The sequence below is a fragment of the Stenotrophomonas sp. MH181796 genome (assembly GCF_009659995.1).
GTDB lineage: Bacteria > Pseudomonadota > Gammaproteobacteria > Xanthomonadales > Xanthomonadaceae > Stenotrophomonas > Stenotrophomonas riyadhensis.
On the sequence record NZ_RAHU01000007.1, the window covers coordinates 18,820 to 38,966 of the forward strand.

Genomic DNA, 20,147 nt, shown 5'->3' on the forward strand with positions numbered 1-20,147 from the left:
ATACTAGCTAGCTTGCTGTTCCCATAACACCGATTTTTTCAGGAAACCACCACCGTGGCCAATATCAAGTCCGCCAAGAAGCGCGCCAAGCAGACCGTCGTGCGCAACGCGCGCAACGTGGCTCAGCGCTCGATGCTGCGCACCGCTGTCAAGAAAGTGATCAAGGCGCTGGACGCCAACGATGCCGCCGGCGCCGAAGCCGCCTTCGCCGTTGCCCAGCCGATCCTGGATCGCTTCAGCGCGCGTGGCCTGATCCACAAGAACAAGGCTGCTCGTCACAAGAGCCGCCTGAACGACCGCATCAAGGCCCTCAAGGCCGCCTGATCCGGCGTTGCCGCCCTGCCCTTCGGGGTCGGGCAGCAGACAAGAACCCGGCCCCGGCCGGGTTTTTTGTTGCCCGCGATCCGGTAGTGCCGGCCGCTGGCCGGCAACCCCGAGGAATGCCGGCCAGCGGCCGGCACTACCGGAAAATGAAAAACCCGGCCGAAGCCGGGTTTTTCGCATGGAACCACAACAGCATTACTGCGCGTTGCGGGCTTCCAGCTCGTCTTCCTTCTGGCGATCGAAGAAGGCCATGATCCGGCTCATGATCGGGAAGGTACCTTCGCGGCCCAGCGCGGAAACCAGGAACCACGGCTCCTTCCAGCCCAGCTCGGCGACGATCTGCTCGGCCGCCGCCTTCGCTTCGTCTTCGAACATCAGGTCGGCCTTGTTCAGCACCAGCCAGCGCGGCTTGTTCAGCAGCTCCGGATCGTGCTTTTCCAGTTCGCGCTCGATCGCACGCACCTGCTCGACCGGGGAAATGCCTTCCACGCCGCCTTCCATCGGCGAGATGTCCACCAGGTGCAGCAGCAGGCGGGTGCGCTGCAGGTGGCGCAGGAACTGCGCGCCGAGGCCGGCACCATCCGCCGCGCCCTCGATCAGGCCCGGAATGTCGGCGATCACGAAGCTGCGGTAGTTCTCCACCTTCACCACACCCAGGTTCGGGTACAGCGTGGTGAACGGGTAATCGGCCACCTTCGGCGTCGCCGCCGAAACGGCACGGATCAGGGTGCTCTTGCCGGCATTGGGGAAACCCAGCAGGCCGACGTCGGCCAGCAGCTTCAGCTCCAGCTTCAGCGTGCGCTCTTCGCCCGGCTCGCCCGGCAGCGCCTGGCGCGGCGAGCGGTTGGTCGAGCTCTTGAAATGCATGTTGCCCAAGCCGCCGCGGCCACCCTGGGCCACCAGCAGACGGTCGTTATGTTGGGTCAGGTCGCCGATGACTTCATCGGTGGCGACGTTGATGACCACGGTGCCGACCGGCACGGTGATGGTCAGGTCTTCGCCGCCCTTGCCATAGGCCTGGCGGCCCATGCCGTTCTCGCCACGCTGCGCCTTGAAGATGCGGTCATGGCGGAAGTCGACCAGGGTGTTCAGGTTTTCGTCGGCGCGGATATACACGCTGCCGCCCGCACCGCCGTCGCCGCCGTCCGGGCCGCCGAGCGGAATGAACTTCTCGCGACGGAAGCCAATGCAGCCGTTGCCGCCGTTGCCGGCGAACACTTCGATTTCTGCTTCGTCTACCAGTTTCATTGTTTCGATGCCTGCGATGGGCGCGGCCTGCCAGCCGTCGCCTTGAATGTTATGCCAGCCGCTGGCCGGCAACCCGGCCTGGCCGGTCTTGCTTTCACTCTAACGAAAAGCCCCGCCGAAGCGGGGCTCTTCATGCAGCACCCCCATGCCGAGGCACGGGTGCCGGCGATGCCTGAATCAGGCGTCGGCCGAGACGATGCTGACGGTGCGGCGCTTCTTGGCGCCCTTGACCGAGAACTCCACCTTGCCGTCCACGAGGGCGAACAGGGTGTGGTCACGGCCCAGGCCAACGCCCGAACCCGGGTGGAACTGGGTGCCGCGCTGACGCACGATGATGTTGCCGGCTTCGATGGCCTGGCCGCCGAAGATCTTGACGCCCAGGTACTTCGGGTTGGAGTCGCGACCGTTGCGCGAGGAGCCTACGCCCTTTTTATGTGCCATGACTGCTTCTCCTGATGCTTAGCCGGCGATGCCGGTGATCTCGATTTCGGTGTAGTACTGACGGTGACCCTGACGCTTCATGTGGTGCTTGCGGCGACGGAACTTGATGATCCGGACCTTGTCAGCACGACCCTGGGACAGGACCTTGGCGGTGACGGCAGCGCCCTTCAGCGCATCGCCCAGCTTCACGCCGTCGCTGTCACCCAGCATCAGGATGTTGTCAAACTTGATCTCGCTGCCGACTTCGACTTCGAGCTTTTCAATGCGGAGCTTTTCGCCCTGCGCCACGCGGTATTGCTTACCGCCGGTGACCAGTACTGCGTACATGACCAGGCCTTCCTCTGTAGTTATTGTGGTCTGAGCTGCCGCCATCGAGGGCGGACAGGAGCGGGATTGTACGCAGATCAGCGGGCGCGGGTCAAGTCAACCCCTGAACGGCCCGGGGGCCTGGCCGGAACGGGGTCAGATCCCTTTTCACGTCGTGAAAAGGGATCTGACCCCTGCCTGTCGGCCTGTCTCATCAGGTGAGACATCGGGCTGGCATTGTCGCCCATTGCCCCCATCTGGTCACCTCGGTAGGCTGACCGATTGCCGTTCCCTGCTGGCCCGGCACCCAGCCAACGCCCCCACAACCGGATCCCCCATGGCGATGGATTTCATCCGCATCCGCGGCGCGCGGACGCACAATCTGAAGAACCTCGACCTCGACCTGCCCCGCGACAAGCTGATCGTGATCACCGGCCTGTCCGGTTCGGGCAAGTCCTCGCTGGCGTTCGACACCATCTATGCAGAAGGCCAGCGCCGCTACGTCGAGTCGCTGTCAGCCTATGCGCGCCAGTTCCTGAGCGTGATGGAAAAGCCGGACCTGGACCACATCGAAGGCCTGTCCCCGGCCATCTCGATCGAGCAGAAGTCGACCTCGCACAACCCGCGTTCGACGGTCGGCACCATCACCGAGATCTACGACTACCTGCGCCTGCTGTACGCCCGCGTCGGCACCCCGCGCTGCCCGGACCACGGCTACCCGCTGGAAGCGCAGACAGTCAGCCAGATGGTCGACCAGGTGCTGACGCTGGACCCGGAACAGCGCTACATGCTGCTGGCGCCGGTCATCCGCGACCGCAAGGGCGAACACGCACAGGTGTTCGACCAGCTGCGTGCGCAGGGCTTCGTGCGTGTGCGCGTGGACGGCGAGCTGTATGAAATCGATGCGGTGCCGCCGCTGGCGCTGCGCCAGAAGCACACCATCGAGGCGGTGATCGACCGCTTCCGCCCGCGCGAGGACATCAAGCAACGCCTGGCCGAGAGCTTCGAGACCGCACTGAAGCTGGGCGATGGCATGGCCTCGGTGCAGAGCCTGGACACCGCCGACGCCACGCCGGCACTGTTCTCCTCCAAGTACTCCTGCCCGGTGTGCGACTACTCGCTGCCGGAGCTGGAACCGCGCCTGTTCTCGTTCAACGCACCGATGGGCGCCTGCCCCGGCTGCGATGGCCTGGGCATCGCCGAGTTCTTCGATCCCTCGCGCGTGGTGGTGCATCCGGAGCTGTCGCTGGCCGCCGGTGCGGTGCGCGGCTGGGACCGCCGCAACGCCTACTATTTCCAGCTGATCGCCTCGCTGGCCAAGCACTACAAGTTCGACGTGGACGCCGCCTGGAACTCGCTGCCGGCCAAGGTGCAGCAGGCCGTGCTGTACGGCAGCGGCGACGAAACGATCACCTTCACCTACTTCACCGAAGCTGGCGGCCGCACCCAGCGCAAGCATCGCTTCGAGGGCATCATTCCCAACCTCGAACGCCGCTACAAGGAAACCGAGTCGCCGGCGGTGCGCGAGGAGCTGTCCAAGTACATCAGCGAACAGCCGTGCCCGGAATGCCATGGTGCGCGCCTGAACAAGGCGGCGCGCAACGTGTTCGTGGCCGACCGTCCGCTGCCGGAGCTGGTGGTGCTGCCGATCGACGAGGCACTGAAGTTCTTCAGTGAACTGAGCCTGCCGGGCTGGCGTGGCGAGATCGCCGCGAAGATCGTCAAGGAGATCGGCGAACGCCTCGGCTTCCTGGTCGATGTCGGCCTGGATTACCTGACCCTGGAGCGCAAGGCCGACACCCTGTCCGGTGGCGAGGCACAGCGCATCCGCCTGGCCAGCCAGATCGGCGCCGGCCTGGTCGGTGTGATGTACGTGCTCGACGAGCCGTCGATCGGCCTGCACCAGCGCGACAACGAACGCCTGCTCGGTACCCTCACCCGCCTGCGCGACCTCGGCAACACGGTGATCGTGGTCGAGCATGACGAGGATGCGATCCGGCTGGCCGACTACGTGCTGGACATCGGCCCGGGCGCGGGCGTGCACGGCGGCGAGATCGTCGGCCAGGGCACCCTGCAGGACATCCTGGAGGCACCGCGCTCGCTGACCGGCCAGTACCTGTCGGGCAAGCGCGCGATCGAGATTCCGGCGCGCCGGCACACGCCGAACCCGAAGATGACCCTGCACCTGCGCGGGGCGACCGGCAACAACCTGAAGGGCGTGGACCTGGCGATTCCGTCGGGCCTGCTGACCTGCGTGACCGGCGTATCCGGCTCGGGCAAGTCGACCCTGATCAACGACACCCTGTTCTCGCTGGCCGCCAACGAGATCAACGGTGCCTCGCACCCGATCGCTCCGTACAAGGAGATCGATGGCCTGGACCTGTTCGACAAGGTGGTGGACATCGACCAGTCGCCGATCGGCCGCACCCCGCGCTCGAACCCGGCCACCTACACCGGCCTGTTCACGCCGCTGCGCGAACTGTTCGCACAGGTGCCCGAAGCGCGTGCGCGCGGCTATTCGCCGGGCCGTTTCAGCTTCAACGTGCGCGGCGGCCGCTGCGAAGCCTGCCAGGGTGACGGCCTGATCAAGGTCGAGATGCACTTCCTGCCGGACGTGTACGTGCCCTGCGACGTCTGCCATGGCAAGCGCTACAACCGCGAAACGCTGGAGATCCTGTACAAGGGCTTCAACATCAACGACGTGCTGGAAATGACCGTCGAGGATGCACTGAAGCTGTTCGAGCCGGTACCGTCGATTGCGCGCAAGCTGGAAACACTGGTCGACGTCGGCCTGAGCTACATCAAGCTGGGCCAGAGCGCGACCACGCTGTCCGGTGGTGAAGCGCAGCGCGTGAAGCTCTCCAAGGAACTGTCGCGCCGCGATACCGGCCGCACCCTGTACATCCTCGACGAGCCGACCACCGGCCTGCACTTCCACGACATCGAAGCACTGCTGGGCGTGCTGCACAAGCTGCGCGACGAAGGCAATACGGTGGTGGTGATCGAGCACAACCTGGACGTGATCAAGACCGCCGACTGGATCGTCGACCTCGGTCCGGAAGGTGGCCACCGTGGCGGCACCATCCTGGTCACCGGCACGCCGGAAGACGTGGCGGCCTGTCCGCAGTCGTATACCGGCCAGTTCCTGGCGCGCATGCTGCCGTCCACCAGCGCGCGCCCCGAGCAGCCGGCTGCCGTGGCCAACAAGCCAGACGCCCGCCCGCCGCGCAAGGTGAAGCCTGAAAAGGCGGAAAAGCCAGTCAAGAAGGCCGTGGCTGCCAAGAGCACCGGCAAAACCAGCAAGACCGCCACTGCCAGCAAGAAGAAAAAGGACGCCTGATGAGCAGCGAACACAAGATCCTGGCCCGCATCCCGATCAGCGTGCGCTGGCGTGACATGGACAGCATGGGCCATGTGAACAACGCCAAGTACATCTCCTACCTGGAAGAAGCGCGCGTGCGCTGGATGCTGGGCGTGGACGGTGTGTCGATGACCGACCGCATCGCACCGGTGGTGGCCGCGACCAACGTCAACTACCGGCTGCCGATCGTGTGGCCCAACGACATCCTGGTCGAGCTGTTCGTCGAGCGCCTGGGCAACAGCAGCGTGACCATCGGCCACCGCATCGTCGACCAGCAGGACGAATCGAAGCTCTATTCGGACGGCAACGTGGTGGTGGTCTGGATGGACACCCAGACCGGCAAGAGCGCACCGCTGCCGGAGGCGATCCGCAGCGCGTCGACCTGACGCGCCTGTGGTAGTGCCGGCCGCTGGCCGGCAACCTCCAGATGTATCGCGGATGCCGGCCAGCGGCCGGCCCTACCGACACTGATCAAAGGACTGACATGATCCACCAGACTGAACTGCGCGACCTGCTGCCCGGCATGGTCGCCTTCCCCACCGATGTCTTCCCCGCCGACCAGGCCTGGCTCGGCCAGCACCTGCTGCCGCTACTGAAGATCGACCTCGGCGTGCTGCGCCCGGAACTGGCCGGCCAGGTGGCAACGATGCTGTGCCCGATCGAGCCGTATGACGGCTGCATCGGCGAGACCACCGAAGAACACCACAACGATTTCACCGGCACCAACTGGATCGCCTTCGAACTGACCGCCGGCAACGAGATGCGCTTCCTCGGCAACGCGGGCTATTTCATCAGTGATGCGGTACAGGACAAGGATGCGCAGGAACACATCGCGCAGATGCGCGAGAGCTACGCCAAGGCCCGCGATTACCATGCCACGCATGGCCGCCTCGCCTGCTACTCGCGCTACGGCAAGGGTGAGGCCAGCGAGCGCGATTACCTGGATACGCTGGGTGGCCCGATCGGTTTCGGCAACTGGACCGAGACCGCGGAGATTCCCGCAGCATTCGAGCTGGGCTTCACCGAAGCAGCCGATGACCCCAACGCTGCGGACGATGCCGAAACAGTGATCATCACCCGCAATGGCAACAAATTCTTCGCCGTGGCCGACGTGGCCGGCTACAACTGGTGCGCCACCGGCGCCGATGCGATCGTGATGCTGTACGAGCCGGAAAGCCGCACGGTGCTGTTCTCGTACGACTGGTCATAAACCCGCCTGGTAGTGCCGGCCACTGCTGGCATTTCGCGTGCTGCCGGCCAGCGGCCGGCACTACCATCCCGCTATGGCGCGGCCTTGCGCACGGTCAGCGTCGCGCTCGCTTCGCCGCCACCTTCCAGCTGCAGTCGCAGCGGCAGCGCCTGGCCTTCCTTCAACGCGCCTTTGCCCTGCATCAGCATCAGGTGCAGGCCACCGGGCTTGAGCTCGGCACGTGCGCCCGGCGCCAGCGGCAGGCGCTCGATCGCGCGCATCCGGCTGACCCCATCCGTGATCGTGGTTTCGTGCAGCGACACATCATTGAAGCTGCTGCTGGTCGCGCCGGTGATCGCCACCGCCTTGCTGCAGCCGTTGTGGATCACGCCATAGCCGGCGGTCATCGGCATCGCTGGATTCGGTGGCAGCCGCGCCCAGCCCTGCTCCACCGTGACGCAGGCCGGTTCCGCCGCCGAGGCCGATGCTGCGGCCGCACACAGAACCAACAGTACGCCAACGAATGGTGTGGTTATCATCGCCCAGGTTCCTTCTTCGCAACGAGACCGCAGCATGACGACGCTCATCGAGGTGATCAACCATGGCCCCATCCGCGAACTGCGCCTGGCGCGGCCGCCGGTCAACGCACTGGACACCGAACTGTGCCGGCAGTTGATCCATGCCATCGAGCTGGCCATGGCCGAAGACGCGCACGGCATCGTGCTGTCGGGCAGCGAGCGCATCTTCACCGGTGGCATGGACGTGCCGCACCTGCTCTCGCATGGCGATGACAAGCACAAGTTGTTGGACACCTGGAACGCCTTCTTTGGCGCCGTGCGCACGCTGGCCGAGAGCCGTATCCCGGTGGTCGCGGCGATCACCGGCCACGCACCGGCGGGTGGCTGCGTGCTGGCCCTGTGCTGCGACTACCGGGTGATGGCGCGCAGCGCCGATCCGTCGCGGCCGTATGCCATCGGCCTGAACGAAGTGCAGGTGGGCCTGATCGCACCGGAGGGCATCCAGCGCCTGCTGCGCCGTGCGGTGGGCGTGCACCGCGCCGGCGTCCTGCTGACCACCGGTTCGCTGGTGCCGGCCGAACAGGCGCTGCAGATCGGCCTGGTCGACGAACTGGCCGAAGGTAACCTGGTGGTGGCACGTGCCGTGGCCTGGCTGCAGAACCTGCTCAAGCAGCCGCGCCAGCCGATGCTGCTGACCCGTGCGATTGCCCGCGCGGACCTGCACGTTGCGCTGCAGCCGGACCTGATCCAGCTCGACCGCTTCGTCGAGGCCTGGTTCGCCCCGGATGCGCAGAATGCCCTGCAGGCGCTGGTGGCCCGGCTGGGCAAATAACCGGTAGTGCCGGCCGCTGGCCGGCAACCGCAGGTACCCCAGGAGGATCATGAGGTTGCCGGCCAGCGGCCGGCACTACCAATGATGGACTGGCCTGACCGGTATAATCGGGGCCTCTTCATTGCTGTGGCCGCCCCCTTGAACGACACGCCCGAACCCGTCGTCTCCGAGCTGATCGACCTGCTCACGCTGGAGCGGCTGGAGGACAACCTGTTCCGCGGGCAGAGCCGCGACATCGGTACCAAGTACGTGTTCGGCGGCCAGGTGCTGGGCCAGGCGCTGGCCGCGGCACAGGCCACGGTCGACAACGGCCGCCACGTGCACTCGCTGCACGCCTACTTCCTGCGCGCCGGCAACATCGACCATCCGATCGTCTACGACGTGGACCGTACCCGCGACGGCGGCAGCTTCTCGGTGCGGCGGGTCACCGCGATCCAGCACGGCAAGGTGATCTTCTTCTGCGCGGCCTCGTTCCAGCAGGCCGAAACCGGTGCCGAGCACCAGCACAAGATGCCCGAAGTGCCGCAGCCTGAAGACATCGAACCGAACCGCCCGCTGCCGGCCGAAGTGCTGGAGCGGCTGCCGATCAAGGTGCAGCGCTGGCTGTCGCGCGGCGGCCCGTTCGAGTTCCGCCACGTCTACCCGCGTGACGAACTCAATCCACCCAAGCGCCCGCCGTACCACCAGGTGTGGCTGCGCCTGAGCGAACCGGTCGGCGATGCCCCGGAGCTGCACCAGGCGCTGCTGGCCTACGCCTCCGACTTCCACCTGTTGGGCACGGCGACGTTCCCGCACGGCATCAGCTACTACCACCCGCACGTGCAGATGGCCTCGCTCGACCACGCCATCTGGTTCCACCGCCCGTTCCGCGCCGATGACTGGCTGTTGTACTCGCTGGACAGCCCCAGCGCGCAGGATTCGCGCGGCCTGGCCCGCGGCCAGTTCTTCACCCGCAACGGCGTACTGGTGGCCAGCACCGCGCAGGAAGGCCTGATCCGCGTGGTTCCCGACCAGGCCGCGGCCGCCGCCGTGCCGGCCAAGGATTGATCCGATGCGCCAGATCTTCAGCAGCCAGCGCGTGGAAACCGTCGAAGGCGTCGCCGAGCTCCTGCGCGAGCATGGCATCGACGTCAAGGTGACCAACGGGCGCTCGTACAAGACCCGTCGCCGCGGCCAGTTCAGCTATACCGACCTGGGCAACGCCAACGCCTACCCAGCGGTGTGGATCGTGCGCGCCGACGACCAGCCGCGCGCGCGTGAAATCCTGCGCGAGGCGCGCCTGCTCGACACCACCCGCCGCGACCATCCGACCGCCGAATTCGCCTTCCGCGACGCGCCGGAACAGGGCAGCGGTGGCCGCAGCTGGGCCTGGCGCATCCGTATCGCCCTGCTGGTGGTGATCGCCGGCGTAGCGCTGGTGATCGGCCTGCGCCATCGCGGCGCCCCGGCGCCGGTCGCACCGGCCCCTGCCCCGCAGGCCCAGCCGCAGCAGACGCAACCGGCTCCGCAGGCCGCACCGGAAGAGGAAGAAGTCCGGGTCCGCATCCAGCCCTCGAAGTGACGCACGGGTAGTGCCGGCCGCTGGCCGGCAGCCGCAAAAAGGGGACGGAGGGGATTAAGTCGTTTGTGCCTCAAACGACTTAATCCCCTCCGTCCCTTTTTTGTCATGAGGTTGCCGGCCAGCGGCCGGCACTACCGCACAGAATGCTGGTCACACTTCGCGCGCGGCTCCGTCATGGGACACAATCCCAGCAGGAGAGCCGCCGCCATGACGACGTTCGCCGCATCGATCGACCAGACCCTGGAACGCGAACTGCCCGCCGCCGCCAGCGGTTGCCAGCACGCCTATGGCCGCATCGTGCTGGCCTGCCAGAACACGGTTACCGCCATCGCGCTGGCCATCACCCGCGATCGTCAGGCCAGCGAGGACATCGCCCAGGAGGCCTTCGTGAAGGGCTGGCAGCAGCTGCACCAGCTGCGCAGCTCGACCAGCTTCCTGCCCTGGCTGCGGCAGATCACCCGCAACCTGGCCCGCGACTGGCTGCGCGCGCAGCGCGGCAGACCGCTGACCGGCGAGGCCGCCGAGGTTGCGATGGGCATGGCCGCCGACCCGGCCCCGGGCGCGGCCGATCGCCTGCAGCGGGTGGAGGAAGAGATCGCCGCCGAGGACATCATTTCCGCGTTGCCGGCCGACAGCCGCGAAGTGCTGTTGCTGTACTACCGCGAAGGCCAGCGCTCGCAGCAGGTGGCCGACCTGCTTGGGCTCAGTGACGCCGCCGTGCGCAAGCGCCTGTCGCGTGCCCGCGCCCTGGTCCGCGATGGCCTGCTGCAGCGCTTCGGCGAGTTCGCGCGCAGCAGCGCACCGAGCGCGGCATTCGCCACTGCCGTGGTGTCGATGGTGCTGGTGGCTGCGCCCGGCACGGCCAGTGCTGCGGTGCTGCTCGGCACCGGTGTCGGCATCGGCGGCAGCAAGCTTGGCCTCGGCGGTGCCAGCGCTGCGGGCGGCACCGCGATGGGCTCGCTGACTGCCACGCTGGGCCAGCTGCACGTGCTGCCGGCCGAAAGCTGGGGGGCGGTGATCGGCGGCGTGGTCGGTGGTGCGATCGGCAGCTATCTGGGCGGACGCTTCCTGATGTCGTACACCGAAACGGCATCCGAGCGCCGCGACGTGCGCCGCTTCCTCTACCTCAACATCATCACCGGCATGTTCTGGTGCCTGGCGATCCTGCTGGCTGTGATGCTGCAGGCGCCGGTCTGGGCGCAGCTGACGGTGCTGGCGGTAGGCCTGGGCGTGGTCAACTACCAGTGCCTGGTGCCGCTGCAGCGGGTGATGGCACCGATGATCGCGCGCGATTCGGCCCGCCGCGGACGCACCGGCATCAACTGGAAGTTCGAATCGATGTACGGCCGCACCGGCATCATCGCCATGAACCTGATGGTCATCGCGCTGGTGGTGTACTCACTGATGCGCAGCGGCCGCCTGTAACGGACAACGCCGGCAGTGCGCCGGCGTTGTCGTCATTCATTGCGTTGAAACTCAGCGCTGCGGCTTCGGCGCGGCGCCATCGCGCGGACCGCCGTGGCGCGGGCCGCCGTGCATCGGGCCCTTGGCGGCGTCGAACTCGGCCTTGCTCAGCTGGCCGTCCTTGTTGGTGTCGGCGGCAGCGAACCAGGCGTCACGGCGCTGCTTCATGCGCAGCTCGCGATCTGCCTTGTCCAGGTAGCCGTCCTTGTTGAGATCGAGCTGGTCGAAGCGCGCGGCCAGACGCGGGTCGGCCTTGGCCTCCTCGCGGCTGATGCGGCCGTCCTTGTTGACGTCCAGCTTGGCCCAGCGCTCACCGCCGTGGCCACGGCGACCGTGCTTCCAGCGCGGCAACTCATCGCGCGAAAGCTTGCCGTCCTTGTTCTTGTCCAGCTCGTCGAACTTCGCGGCCAGGCGCGGGTTGGCAGCCGCCTCGCTGCGGTCAATGACGCCGTCGCCGTTGGTGTCCAGCTTGGCCGAGCGCTGCGCGGGCGTGGTCGGGGTGTCGGCCGCGAGCGCGATACCGGAAGCGGAAGTGCCGAGCAGCAGGGCCAGCAGCAGGGGGGTACGGATCATGAGGTCACTCCTGGGGATGGGAACAGCGTCGGGGTGATCACTTCACCCTCGGGGAACAACAACGCCCGGGCGCGACGTCGGTTGACGCCTCTGCCAGTTCCATTCATCCGGCGGACAGTCGCCACCACTGCGACAGGCTGGGGCTATGCTGTGCCTATGGCGATACATGGCGACAGAGACGACGAACTGCGACTTTTCCAGACCGGCGAGCACCCCTGCGGGTACTGGTCGGACCGGGTGGCGCGCGACCTGGTGCTGGACCCGCACGATCGCCGCCTTGGCGGCCTGTACCCGCTGGCACTGAGCTGGGGCTTCCGCCGCAGCGGCGACCTGGTCTACCGGCCGCATTGCGCGCACTGCCAGGCCTGCGTGGCGGTGCGCATTCCGGTGGCGCGCTTCGCCCCGGATCGCAGCCAACGCCGCTGTGCCGCCCGCAATGACGACCTGGAGGTGCGGATCACCGCCGCCACCGCCCGCGACGACCTGTTCGCGCTGTACCACCGCTACCTCACCCACCGCCATGCCAACGGCGGCATGGATGACCACGGCCCGCACGAGTTCGAGCAGTTCCTGATCGGCAGCTGGTCGCACACCCGCTTCATGGAGATGCGCCTGCCCGGCCACGACGGCCAGCCCAGCCAGCTGCTGGGGGTGGCGGTGACCGACGTCACCGAACACGGCCTGTCGGCGGTCTACACTTTCTTCGACCCGGACCACGCCGCGCGCGGGCTGGGTACCTTCGCGATCCTGCAGCAGATCGAGTGGGCCCGCCGCGAGGGCCTGCCGCACGTCTATCTGGGCTACTGGATCCGCGGCCACCAGAAGATGGACTACAAGCGCCGCTTCCATCCGCTGGAGGCCTACGATGGCCGCCGCTGGCACGATTTCGACAACGATCTGGACGGGCGCTGACAAACCGCTGACACCGGGCCGGGTGCACAATACGGCCCATGAACGCCAAACCCCTGATCCTCGCCCTGGCCCTGCTCTGCGGCGCCACCGCCCCCGCCTTCGCCACGTCCCCTGCGATGACCGAAAAGCCGTCCGCTGCGCTGCGCCTGGCCACCTACAACACCTCGCTGTACTCCGATGACGCCGGTGGCCTGATCAAGGAACTGGAAGGCGACAGCGAGCACGCACGCAAGATCGCCGCGGTGCTGCAGCAGGTGCGCCCGGACCTGGTGCTGCTGAACGAATTCGACTTCGACGACGCGCATCGCGCCGCCGACCTGTTCCAGAAGCGCTACCTGGACGTCGCCCAGCCCGGTGGCGGCAAGCCGCTGCACTTCGCCTACCGCTACCTGGCCCCGGTCAACACCGGCGTGCCCAGCGGCCTGGACCTGGACAACAACGGCGTGGTCGGCGGCGAAGGCCGCAGCCGCGGCAACGATGCCTGGGGCTACGGCCTGCACCCGGGCCAGTACGGCATGCTGGTGCTGTCGCGCTACCCGATCGATGAAGCCAAGGTGCGCAGCTTCCAGCTGCTGAAGTGGAGCGCGATGCCGGGCGCGATCCGTCCGGTCGACCCGCGCACCGGCAAGAGCTTCTACAACGACCACGTGTGGTCGCAGCTGCGCCTGTCGTCGAAGTCGCACTGGGACGTGCCGGTGAAGACCCCGGCCGGCGTGGTGCACGCGCTGGTCTCGCACCCGACGCCGCCAGTGTTCGATGGCCCGGAAAAGCGCAACGCCGCGCGCAACCACGACGAACTGCGCCTGTGGCAGGAATACCTGTCCAAGGGTGACAAGCCGTGGCTGTGCGACGACAAGGGGCAGTGCGGTGGCCTGGCGCAGGACGCGCGCTTCGTGATCCTCGGCGACCTCAACAACGACCCGGTCGACGGCGATGGCCGCCATGAGGCGATCGTCGAACTGATCGAGAACGCCCGCGTGCTGCGCTACCCCACCCCGCGCAGCGTCGGCGGCGAGCAGACCAGCCTGGCCTATGCGGCCAAGGGCATCGAGCGCAAGGGCGCACCGTTCCATGCCACCGGCGATTTCGGCCCGAAGTCCGGCACCATGCGCCTGGACTACGTGCTGCCCTCGACCGGTTTCGAATACGTGGGCAGCGGCATCTTCTGGCCGGCCAATGAAAGCCCCGAAGCGAAGATCGCCGACGGTAGCGACCACCACCTGGTGTGGGTGGACGTGAAGCCGTAACCCCCACAAAAAGGGGACGGAGGGGATTAAGTCGTTTGTGGCACAAACGACTTAATCCCCTCCGTCCCCTTTTTGTTTTACGGGCGCAGTTCGACGCCGATGGCTTCGGCGGCATCACGCGCGATGGCACGCGCTTCGTCGATGGTTTCCGCGCGCGCCAGGGTCACGCCGACGCGGCGATGGCCGTGCACGCTCGGCTTGCCGAACAGGCGCACGGCGGTGTCCGGCACCTGCAGGGCGGCGGCGACGTTGTTGAAGTACGGCACGCCCTCGCCATGCGCCAGCAGCGCGCACGAGGCCGACGGGCCGCTCTGGCGGATCACCGGGATCGGCAGGCCGAGGATGGCGCGCGCGTGCAGCGCGAACTCGCTCAGTTCCTGCGAGACCAGCGTCACCAGGCCGGTGTCGTGCGGGCGCGGCGACACTTCGCTGAACCACACCTCGTCGCCCTTCACGAACAGCTCGACACCGAACAGGCCCCAGCCACCGAGGTCATCGGTGATCACGCGCGAAATCTCTTCGGCACGCGCCAGTGCCGCGCTCGACATCGGTTGCGGCTGCCAGCTTTCGCGGTAATCACCGTCCTTCTGCAGATGCCCGATCGGCGCGCAGAACGAGGTGCCGCCGGCATGGCGCACGGTCAACAGGGTGATCTCGTAGTCGAAATCGATGAAACCTTCGACGATGCAGCGGCCGGCACCGGCACGGCCACCGGTCTGCGCGTAGTCCCAGGCCGGGGCGATGTCCGCCTCGCTGCGCAGCGTGCTCTGGCCCTTGCCCGAGGACGACATCACCGGCTTGACCACGCACGGCAGGCCGATGGCGGCCACAGCGGCGCGGTACTCGGCTTCGGTATCGACGAAGCGGTAGGGCGAGGTCGGCAGGCCCAGGGTCTCGGCGGCCAGGCGGCGGATGCCTTCGCGGTCCATGGTCAGGCGCGCGGCGCGCGCGGTCGGGATCACCCGCAGGCCCTGCTCCTGTTCCAGCTGGACCAGGGTTTCGGTGTGAATGGCCTCGATCTCCGGCACCACCAGGTGCGGCTGCTCCTGGGCGATCAGGGCACTCAGGGCCATCGCATCGAGCATGTCGATCACGTGCGAGCGGTGCGCGACCTGCATGGCCGGGGCATCGGCATAGCGGTCGGCGGCGATCACTTCCACGCCCAGCCGCTGCAGCTCGATGGCCACCTCCTTGCCGAGTTCGCCCGAGCCGAGCAGCAGCACGCGGGTGGCGGAGGGGGACAACGGAGTTCCAAGCTTGGCCATGGCGGTTCCAGCAGCGATGTGAAGGCGGGTGGGCATTCTAGCTGGCCGGGCACCCCGGCCATGGCATCCGACGAACGGTAGTCGACAAGTGATATCACTTTGATATCTTCATTCCGAACCCTCAAGGACGTACCGCCATGAAAGAGAAGTCGCTGTCTTCGCTCAACGGCCTCGGCACGCTGGCCGGCGCCCTGCTTGTCGCCCTCGCCGGCGGCGCCCTGTTCGTACTGGGGGTAGCAGCCAAGGCCAGCACCGGTTCCCCCAACCTGCTGCTGATGCTGGCCGGCATCCTGGTGGCGGCGCTGGCGATCTTCGCCCTGGCCGGCCTGTACACGGTCCAGCCCAACCAGGCGGCGGTGCTGAGCCTGTTCGGCAAATACGTGGGCACCGTGAAGGACAACGGCCTGCGCTGGAACAACCCCTTCTACGCCAAGCGCCGGGTCAGCCAGCGCGTGCGCAACTTCGAGAGCGGCAAGCTGAAGGTCAACGAGCTGGACGGCAGCCCGATCGAGATCGCCGCGGTCATCGTCTGGCAGGTGGTCGATGCCTCCGAGGCGGTCTACAACGTGGACGACTACGAGAGCTTCGTGCACATCCAGTCCGAATCGGCACTGCGCGCGATGGCCACCAGCTACCCCTACGACCAGCATGAGGATGGCCAGCTGGCACTGCGCAGTCATGCCAGCGAGATTTCCCAGCACCTGAAGAACGAACTGGCCGAGCGCCTGGCCGACGCCGGCGTGCAGGTCATCGACGCACGCATCAGCCACCTCGCCTACGCCGCCGAAATCGCCCAGGCGATGCTGCAGCGGCAGCAGGCCAACGCGGTGATCGCCGCACGCACGCGCATCGTTGCCGGTGCGGTCGGCATGGTCGAGATGGCCCTGGCCGAACTGCAGAAGAACGGCGTGGTGCAGCTGGACGAGGAACGCAAGGCGCACATGGTCAGCAACCTGCTGACCGTGCTGTGCTCGGACCGCGGCACCCAGCCGATCGTCAATGCAGGCTCGCTGTATTGAGCCACACTCGCAACGGGGCGCCCCACCGCCCCGCCAGGAGCCCCCATGAGTGAGAAGAAAGCCTACCCGCTGCGCATCAACGCCGACGTCCTGGCTGCGGCGCAGCGCTGGGCTGATGACGAACTGCGCAGCCTCAACGCTCAGATCGAATACGTGCTGCGCGACGCGCTGCGCAAGGCAGGACGCCTGCCCAAACCCAAGGCATCGCCGGAGGACAAGGAATGAGCAAGCGCTGGAGCTACCAGACGATCGAGGTCAAGACCTCCATGATGGGCGTACTCAAGGCCGAGGATGTCCAGGCCGAGCTGAGCCGGCAGGGCCAGCTGGGCTGGGAGCTGGTCAACATCATCATCCCGGCGCCGATGCGCCCGGCGATGCTGGTGTTCAAGAAGGAGGCCTGAACCATGGGCGGCAGTGACCCGAAACCCTTTGACGTGGCCGAGAGTTCGCCGCTGCGCGTGCTGTGGATCGTGCTGCCGCTGCTGGCTGCCTTCGTGGCCTGCCTGTATGCGCAGCTGTACAAGGCACCGGCGAACGCACCCTGGATCGAAGTAACGCTGTCGCCGCCCTGGTTCCGGATGGGCGGCAGTGCGGCATGGAGCCTGATCGTCATCGCTGTACTCGCTGTCGGGCTGGGGGCCGCATTCTTCCGCCGCCGGGTGGAGCTGGCCGGCAACGTGCTGGACGTGCGCTCGACGATGTACCGGCGGCGCGTGCCGGTGGCGCAGCTGCGGCTGGACCAGGCCGAGGTGGTCGACCTGCAGCGTGACCGCCGCTATGGCATCCGTGTCAAAACCAATGGCTATTCAATGCCGGGCTTCTACTCGGGCCACTTCCGCCTGCAGGGTGGCGGCAAGGGCTTCGCGCTGGTCACCGACCGTGCGCGTGTCCTCGCCCTGCCGGTCAGTGATGGCAGCACGCTGCTGCTCAGCGTGGACCGGCCGCAGGCGCTGCTCGATGCGCTGCGCAAGGTGGCCGCGTCGGCACCACGGCAGTAAGCTGAGGCGATGCAACGACGCCCGCCCCTGCTGATCAATACCGAGGCCATCGAGCTGTGGCCCGCCCACCTGTTGCGCGCACGCAGCAACCTGGATGCACGCCTGCTGTCGCAGGCGCAGTGGGTGCTGCGGCGCAAGCGTGATGGCCGCTATCTGGCGGCGGTACTGCCGCACGGCGTGCATTCGATGGTGCCGCGCCTGCCGCGCGAGCCCGGGGTCGAGGACGCACTGGCACTGCTCGACGCTACGGCGGCGCGCCCGTTCGGCGCTGCGCTGGAAGAACACTGGCTTCCGTTGGCCGGGCTGCAGCAGCGCCTGCAGCAGCTTGGCCTGGATGTGCAGCGCTATGCCGACGACAGCGGCCTGCCGCTGGAACCGGAACCCTGCCTGCTGCACTTCGCCGGCAGCGACCGCTTCGCCCGCCCGTTGTGGCTGCGCCGTGGCGCAGCACAGGGCTGGCGGCGGATGCGCCTGCACGCCGCGCAGGACGGCATCGCGCTGGATGCGATTTCCGGCTTCCGCAGCCATGCCTACCAGTTGGGCATCTTCGAACGGAAGCTTGCGCGCGGCTTGAGCGTGACCGAGATCCTGAAGGTCAATGCCGCCCCGGGTTTCAGTGAACACCACAGCGGCCATGCGCTGGACATCGGCACACCGGGTGATGCCCCGGCCGAAGAATCGTTCGAAGCCACCGACGCCTTCGCGTGGCTGCAGACCCATGCCAGCACGCACGGCTTCCAGCTGAGCTACCCGCGCGACAACCCGCACGGCATCGTCTACGAACCGTGGCACTGGTGCTGGAGACCGGCCAACGGCTGAGCCCCTCGTGGCGGCTGCACGGCGAACTTCATGGAGCTGTCCGAGCGGATTCCGCGCGCCCACCACGAGATGGAACAAGAAGGCAAAGACAGAAGCCGGTCGCTTCGCTCGAAGCCTCTACAACGGATCAGCGCGCGGCTGTTGGGTCCGCCTTCAAGCGAGCCGAGCACCGCAGGTCCGGCGAGGGCGAAGAGGTGCGGGTGTCTGAGCGCAGCGAGTTCCCGCACCGCCCCTCGACGGGCCGAGGAGCGCAGGGGACCGGTGCGCAGCACCGGCTCGCGGCCGGCGGCGCGTTTCTTTTGGTTACTTTTCTTTTCGCGCGAAAAGAAAAGTAACGCCCATGGACGGTGCAGATCGCATCAGCATGGATCGAAGAAACAACCTCGACTCAGTCACCGCCTCAACGCATTGATCGCCAGCAGCACCCATCCGGCCATCATGCTGGTGCCACCGATCGGCGCCATCCGCGTCGGCCATTGCCACAACGCGCCCCCCACCAGGCTGCCGGAAAACAGCAGGACACCCAGCAGCAGCACGTACAGCGCCAGGTGCGCGATCACCCCGTGCGCGCGCGGCCCCAGCGCCACCAGCACCGCGCCATGCGCGAACGCGTACAACGCCGCCATGTTCAGATGCTGCTGCGCCAACGGATCGGCCACACCGTGCGACGCGTAGGCGGACAGGCCGATCGAAGCAGCTGCCAGCAGCGCACCGAGGCAGGCCAACAGGGAAGGCTTACGTGCGCGACGTTCGAGATTGAACATGTGGGCTCCTTGCGCAGCGCCCCTTGCCGGGCGCCAGATGAAAAAAAACGCGCCGCAATAAGCGGCGCGTTTTCGTGTCCAGCACTACATGGGTCAGCCGAGGCTTACTTGACGGCCCAGTAGATGTCGTAGGTACCTTCCGGGGTGAACGACTTGTCGATGCCGTCCTTCCAGGATTCGTACGGACGGTCGATCACTTCGTTGCCCGAGGTCACGGCCCAGGCGCGCAGGCCGTTGCGGGCCACGTCCAGACCCGCCATGTGGCCGGTGTAGGCCGCATGCGCCGAACGGTGCGGAGCCACGTGCACGTACTTGACCGGAGCGCCGCCGTCGATCTTGACGGTCAGCTCTTCAGCGGTGGCACCTTCAGCACCCTTCTTCTTCACCGGCTGGGCGATGTCGAAGGCGTACTTCTCCTGGCCGAAGTCGGTGGTGACGATGCGGAACGGACCGGCGGCCTCAAGGCCATTGGCCTCCATCACGCGCTTGATCCACTCCTGGTTGTCCTTGATCGACTTGGTGATCGTGTCCTGACCGCGGTCCACGTTACCGGCGTTGACGACCAGCAGGTCTTCAGCCGGCACATCGACGATGGCCAGATCGGTCAGCGGCGCTTCCGGGGTGCGGTAGTCGACGTTCGGAACGCTGGCCAGCATGTTGGCCATACGCGACAGACCCATCTTGATGTCGTCGCCGATCTGACGGCTGACATACAGGCCGGCATAACGGCCGAACAGGTCGAAGCCATACTTCACCGAGTAGTCCTGGGTGATCTTGACGTTGCGGCCACCCTTGCCAGTCGGCTCCAGAGTGAAGGTGGTGATCTTGTCGTGACCCTTGGTGGCGTCATCGATGGCGATCGCAACACGCTTGTTCTCTTCGGCTTCGGTGATCTTCCAGGAGCCGGTGCCCAGGTCCTTGGAGGTGAAGTCGAGGGTGGCACCGACGCCGGAGGCCGGGCCGGACAGCTTCAGTTCAACGGCGGGATCGCGCAGTACCAGCGGGTTCCAGTCCTTGAAGCGGCGCAGGCTGCTGACCGTGTCGTACACGATCGTCATCTTGCGGTTGGTCTCGATGCTTTCGGTGATGTGACGCTCGCCCGGCAGACATACGCCAATGATGACGAACAGGCCAGCCACGATCCCCAAGGCGATCAGGAACTCGATAATACGGGTCATTCAGAGAGTCTCCGGGGCCGATCCCACGGCCGGGTTGATTGAAGCGAAGCGCCAATCCTAGCAGGCTTCGCGGGCATTGTTTATCGGGATTGGCGCACCGGTTTCCCTGCCGGCTGCGTATTTGTATG

General features: G+C 66.7%; 23 protein-coding genes. 15 read left to right on the forward strand and 8 right to left on the reverse strand.

The annotated features are described in order from the left end of the window. The first annotated feature begins 54 nt into the window (after positions 1-54). Entirely contained in the window at positions 55-324 is a 270-nt protein-coding gene (rpsT, locus tag D5301_RS17185) for a 30S ribosomal protein S20 (protein WP_005408560.1), read from the forward strand. A gap of 195 nt (positions 325-519) precedes the next feature. Here the strand turns inward: rpsT and cgtA are convergent, their stop codons facing one another. From cgtA to rplU, 3 genes are all read right to left on the reverse strand, one after another. Then, positions 520-1,572 (reverse strand): Obg family GTPase CgtA, encoded by a 1,053-nt coding sequence (cgtA, locus tag D5301_RS17190; RefSeq protein WP_153856386.1) that lies wholly within the window; start codon positions 1,570-1,572, stop codon positions 520-522. A gap of 177 nt (positions 1,573-1,749) precedes the next feature. Next, a complete protein-coding gene (gene rpmA, locus D5301_RS17195) occupies positions 1,750-2,013 on the reverse strand; it encodes a 50S ribosomal protein L27 (protein ID WP_005415704.1) in 264 nt (87 codons plus the stop codon). 18 nt (positions 2,014-2,031) lie between these two features. Continuing rightward, positions 2,032-2,340, reverse strand: a complete 309-nt coding sequence (rplU, locus tag D5301_RS17200) for a 50S ribosomal protein L21 (RefSeq protein ID WP_005408557.1) — start codon at positions 2,338-2,340, stop codon at positions 2,032-2,034. A 316-nt stretch (positions 2,341-2,656) separates the two neighbouring features. On the opposite strand from rplU, the gene uvrA reads away from it, so the two are divergent. From uvrA to D5301_RS17215, 3 genes are all read left to right on the forward strand, one after another. Continuing rightward, a complete protein-coding gene (gene uvrA / locus D5301_RS17205; protein ID WP_153856387.1) occupies positions 2,657-5,659 on the forward strand; it encodes an excinuclease ABC subunit UvrA in 3,003 nt (1,000 codons plus the stop codon). Beyond that, complete coding sequence (locus tag D5301_RS17210; protein WP_006424673.1) at positions 5,659-6,066, forward strand: thioesterase family protein; 408 nt, start codon at positions 5,659-5,661, stop codon at positions 6,064-6,066. The genes uvrA and D5301_RS17210 overlap by 1 nt, the downstream gene beginning before the upstream one ends. Before the next feature lie 98 nt (positions 6,067-6,164). Then, positions 6,165-6,890: an enolase gene (locus D5301_RS17215; protein WP_153856388.1), complete on the forward strand. Its 726-nt coding sequence runs from the start codon at positions 6,165-6,167 to the stop codon at positions 6,888-6,890. Between the two features lie 71 nt (positions 6,891-6,961). On the opposite strand, the gene D5301_RS17220 is transcribed toward D5301_RS17215, so the two are convergent. After that, positions 6,962-7,408: a copper chaperone PCu(A)C gene (locus D5301_RS17220; RefSeq protein WP_153856389.1), complete on the reverse strand. Its 447-nt coding sequence runs from the start codon at positions 7,406-7,408 to the stop codon at positions 6,962-6,964. 34 nt (positions 7,409-7,442) lie between these two features. Here D5301_RS17220 and D5301_RS17225 point away from each other — a divergent pair, with 34 nt between their 5' ends. The 4 genes from D5301_RS17225 (at position 7,443) to D5301_RS17240 (ending at position 11,205) form a co-directional block, all read left to right on the forward strand. After that, positions 7,443-8,219, forward strand: coding sequence for an enoyl-CoA hydratase/isomerase family protein (locus tag D5301_RS17225; RefSeq protein WP_153856390.1), 777 nt, complete (start codon positions 7,443-7,445; stop codon positions 8,217-8,219). Between the two features lie 138 nt (positions 8,220-8,357). Next, positions 8,358-9,266: an acyl-CoA thioesterase II gene (tesB, locus tag D5301_RS17230; RefSeq protein WP_008265305.1), complete on the forward strand. Its 909-nt coding sequence runs from the start codon at positions 8,358-8,360 to the stop codon at positions 9,264-9,266. Between the two features lie 4 nt (positions 9,267-9,270). Beyond that, positions 9,271-9,780: a pathogenicity-like protein gene (locus D5301_RS17235; protein WP_153856391.1), complete on the forward strand. Its 510-nt coding sequence runs from the start codon at positions 9,271-9,273 to the stop codon at positions 9,778-9,780. 207 nt (positions 9,781-9,987) lie between these two features. Further along, a complete protein-coding gene (locus D5301_RS17240; RefSeq protein ID WP_049398908.1) occupies positions 9,988-11,205 on the forward strand; it encodes a sigma-70 family RNA polymerase sigma factor in 1,218 nt (405 codons plus the stop codon). A gap of 51 nt (positions 11,206-11,256) precedes the next feature. Here D5301_RS17240 and D5301_RS17245 read toward each other — a convergent pair whose 3' ends face one another. Further along, on the reverse strand, positions 11,257-11,817 hold the full coding sequence (locus D5301_RS17245; protein WP_153856392.1) for an EF-hand domain-containing protein: 561 nt from the start codon (positions 11,815-11,817) through the stop codon (positions 11,257-11,259). A gap of 156 nt (positions 11,818-11,973) precedes the next feature. Between D5301_RS17245 and D5301_RS17250 the strand changes: the two genes are divergently transcribed. Both D5301_RS17250 and D5301_RS17255 read left to right on the forward strand, forming a co-directional pair. Then, the gene (locus D5301_RS17250) at positions 11,974-12,729 is read left to right on the forward strand and encodes an arginyltransferase (RefSeq protein WP_049447050.1); all 756 of its coding nucleotides are present in this window, start codon (positions 11,974-11,976) and stop codon (positions 12,727-12,729) included. 38 nt (positions 12,730-12,767) lie between these two features. Continuing rightward, on the forward strand, positions 12,768-13,976 hold the full coding sequence (locus D5301_RS17255; protein WP_153856393.1) for an endonuclease/exonuclease/phosphatase family protein: 1,209 nt from the start codon (positions 12,768-12,770) through the stop codon (positions 13,974-13,976). Between the two features lie 77 nt (positions 13,977-14,053). Here the strand turns inward: D5301_RS17255 and purT are convergent, their stop codons facing one another. Then, positions 14,054-15,241 (reverse strand): formate-dependent phosphoribosylglycinamide formyltransferase, encoded by a 1,188-nt coding sequence (gene purT, locus D5301_RS17260; RefSeq protein WP_153856394.1) that lies wholly within the window; start codon positions 15,239-15,241, stop codon positions 14,054-14,056. 137 nt (positions 15,242-15,378) lie between these two features. On the opposite strand from purT, the gene D5301_RS17265 reads away from it, so the two are divergent. Genes D5301_RS17265 through D5301_RS17285 form a run of 5 tightly spaced genes read left to right on the forward strand, consistent with a single transcriptional unit; the run spans position 15,379 to position 18,077 of the window. After that, positions 15,379-16,260, forward strand: a complete 882-nt coding sequence (locus D5301_RS17265) for an SPFH domain-containing protein (protein WP_032127597.1) — start codon at positions 15,379-15,381, stop codon at positions 16,258-16,260. 45 nt (positions 16,261-16,305) lie between these two features. Then, positions 16,306-16,485: a hypothetical protein gene (locus D5301_RS17270; protein ID WP_049398902.1), complete on the forward strand. Its 180-nt coding sequence runs from the start codon at positions 16,306-16,308 to the stop codon at positions 16,483-16,485. Beyond that, complete coding sequence (locus D5301_RS17275) at positions 16,482-16,661, forward strand: DUF4177 domain-containing protein (protein ID WP_032127598.1); 180 nt, start codon at positions 16,482-16,484, stop codon at positions 16,659-16,661. The genes D5301_RS17270 and D5301_RS17275 overlap by 4 nt, the downstream gene beginning before the upstream one ends. A 3-nt stretch (positions 16,662-16,664) precedes the next feature. Further along, positions 16,665-17,258: a PH domain-containing protein gene (locus tag D5301_RS17280; RefSeq protein WP_032127599.1), complete on the forward strand. Its 594-nt coding sequence runs from the start codon at positions 16,665-16,667 to the stop codon at positions 17,256-17,258. 9 nt (positions 17,259-17,267) lie between these two features. Beyond that, the gene (locus D5301_RS17285; RefSeq protein ID WP_153856395.1) at positions 17,268-18,077 is read left to right on the forward strand and encodes a M15 family metallopeptidase; all 810 of its coding nucleotides are present in this window, start codon (positions 17,268-17,270) and stop codon (positions 18,075-18,077) included. 392 nt (positions 18,078-18,469) lie between these two features. On the opposite strand, the gene D5301_RS17290 is transcribed toward D5301_RS17285, so the two are convergent. Next, the gene (locus D5301_RS17290) at positions 18,470-18,841 is read right to left on the reverse strand and encodes a DUF423 domain-containing protein (RefSeq protein ID WP_110711589.1); all 372 of its coding nucleotides are present in this window, start codon (positions 18,839-18,841) and stop codon (positions 18,470-18,472) included. A gap of 104 nt (positions 18,842-18,945) precedes the next feature. Beyond that, on the reverse strand, positions 18,946-20,019 hold the full coding sequence (locus tag D5301_RS17295) for an SRPBCC family protein (RefSeq protein ID WP_110711588.1): 1,074 nt from the start codon (positions 20,017-20,019) through the stop codon (positions 18,946-18,948). Between the last annotated feature and the right edge of the window lie 128 nt (positions 20,020-20,147).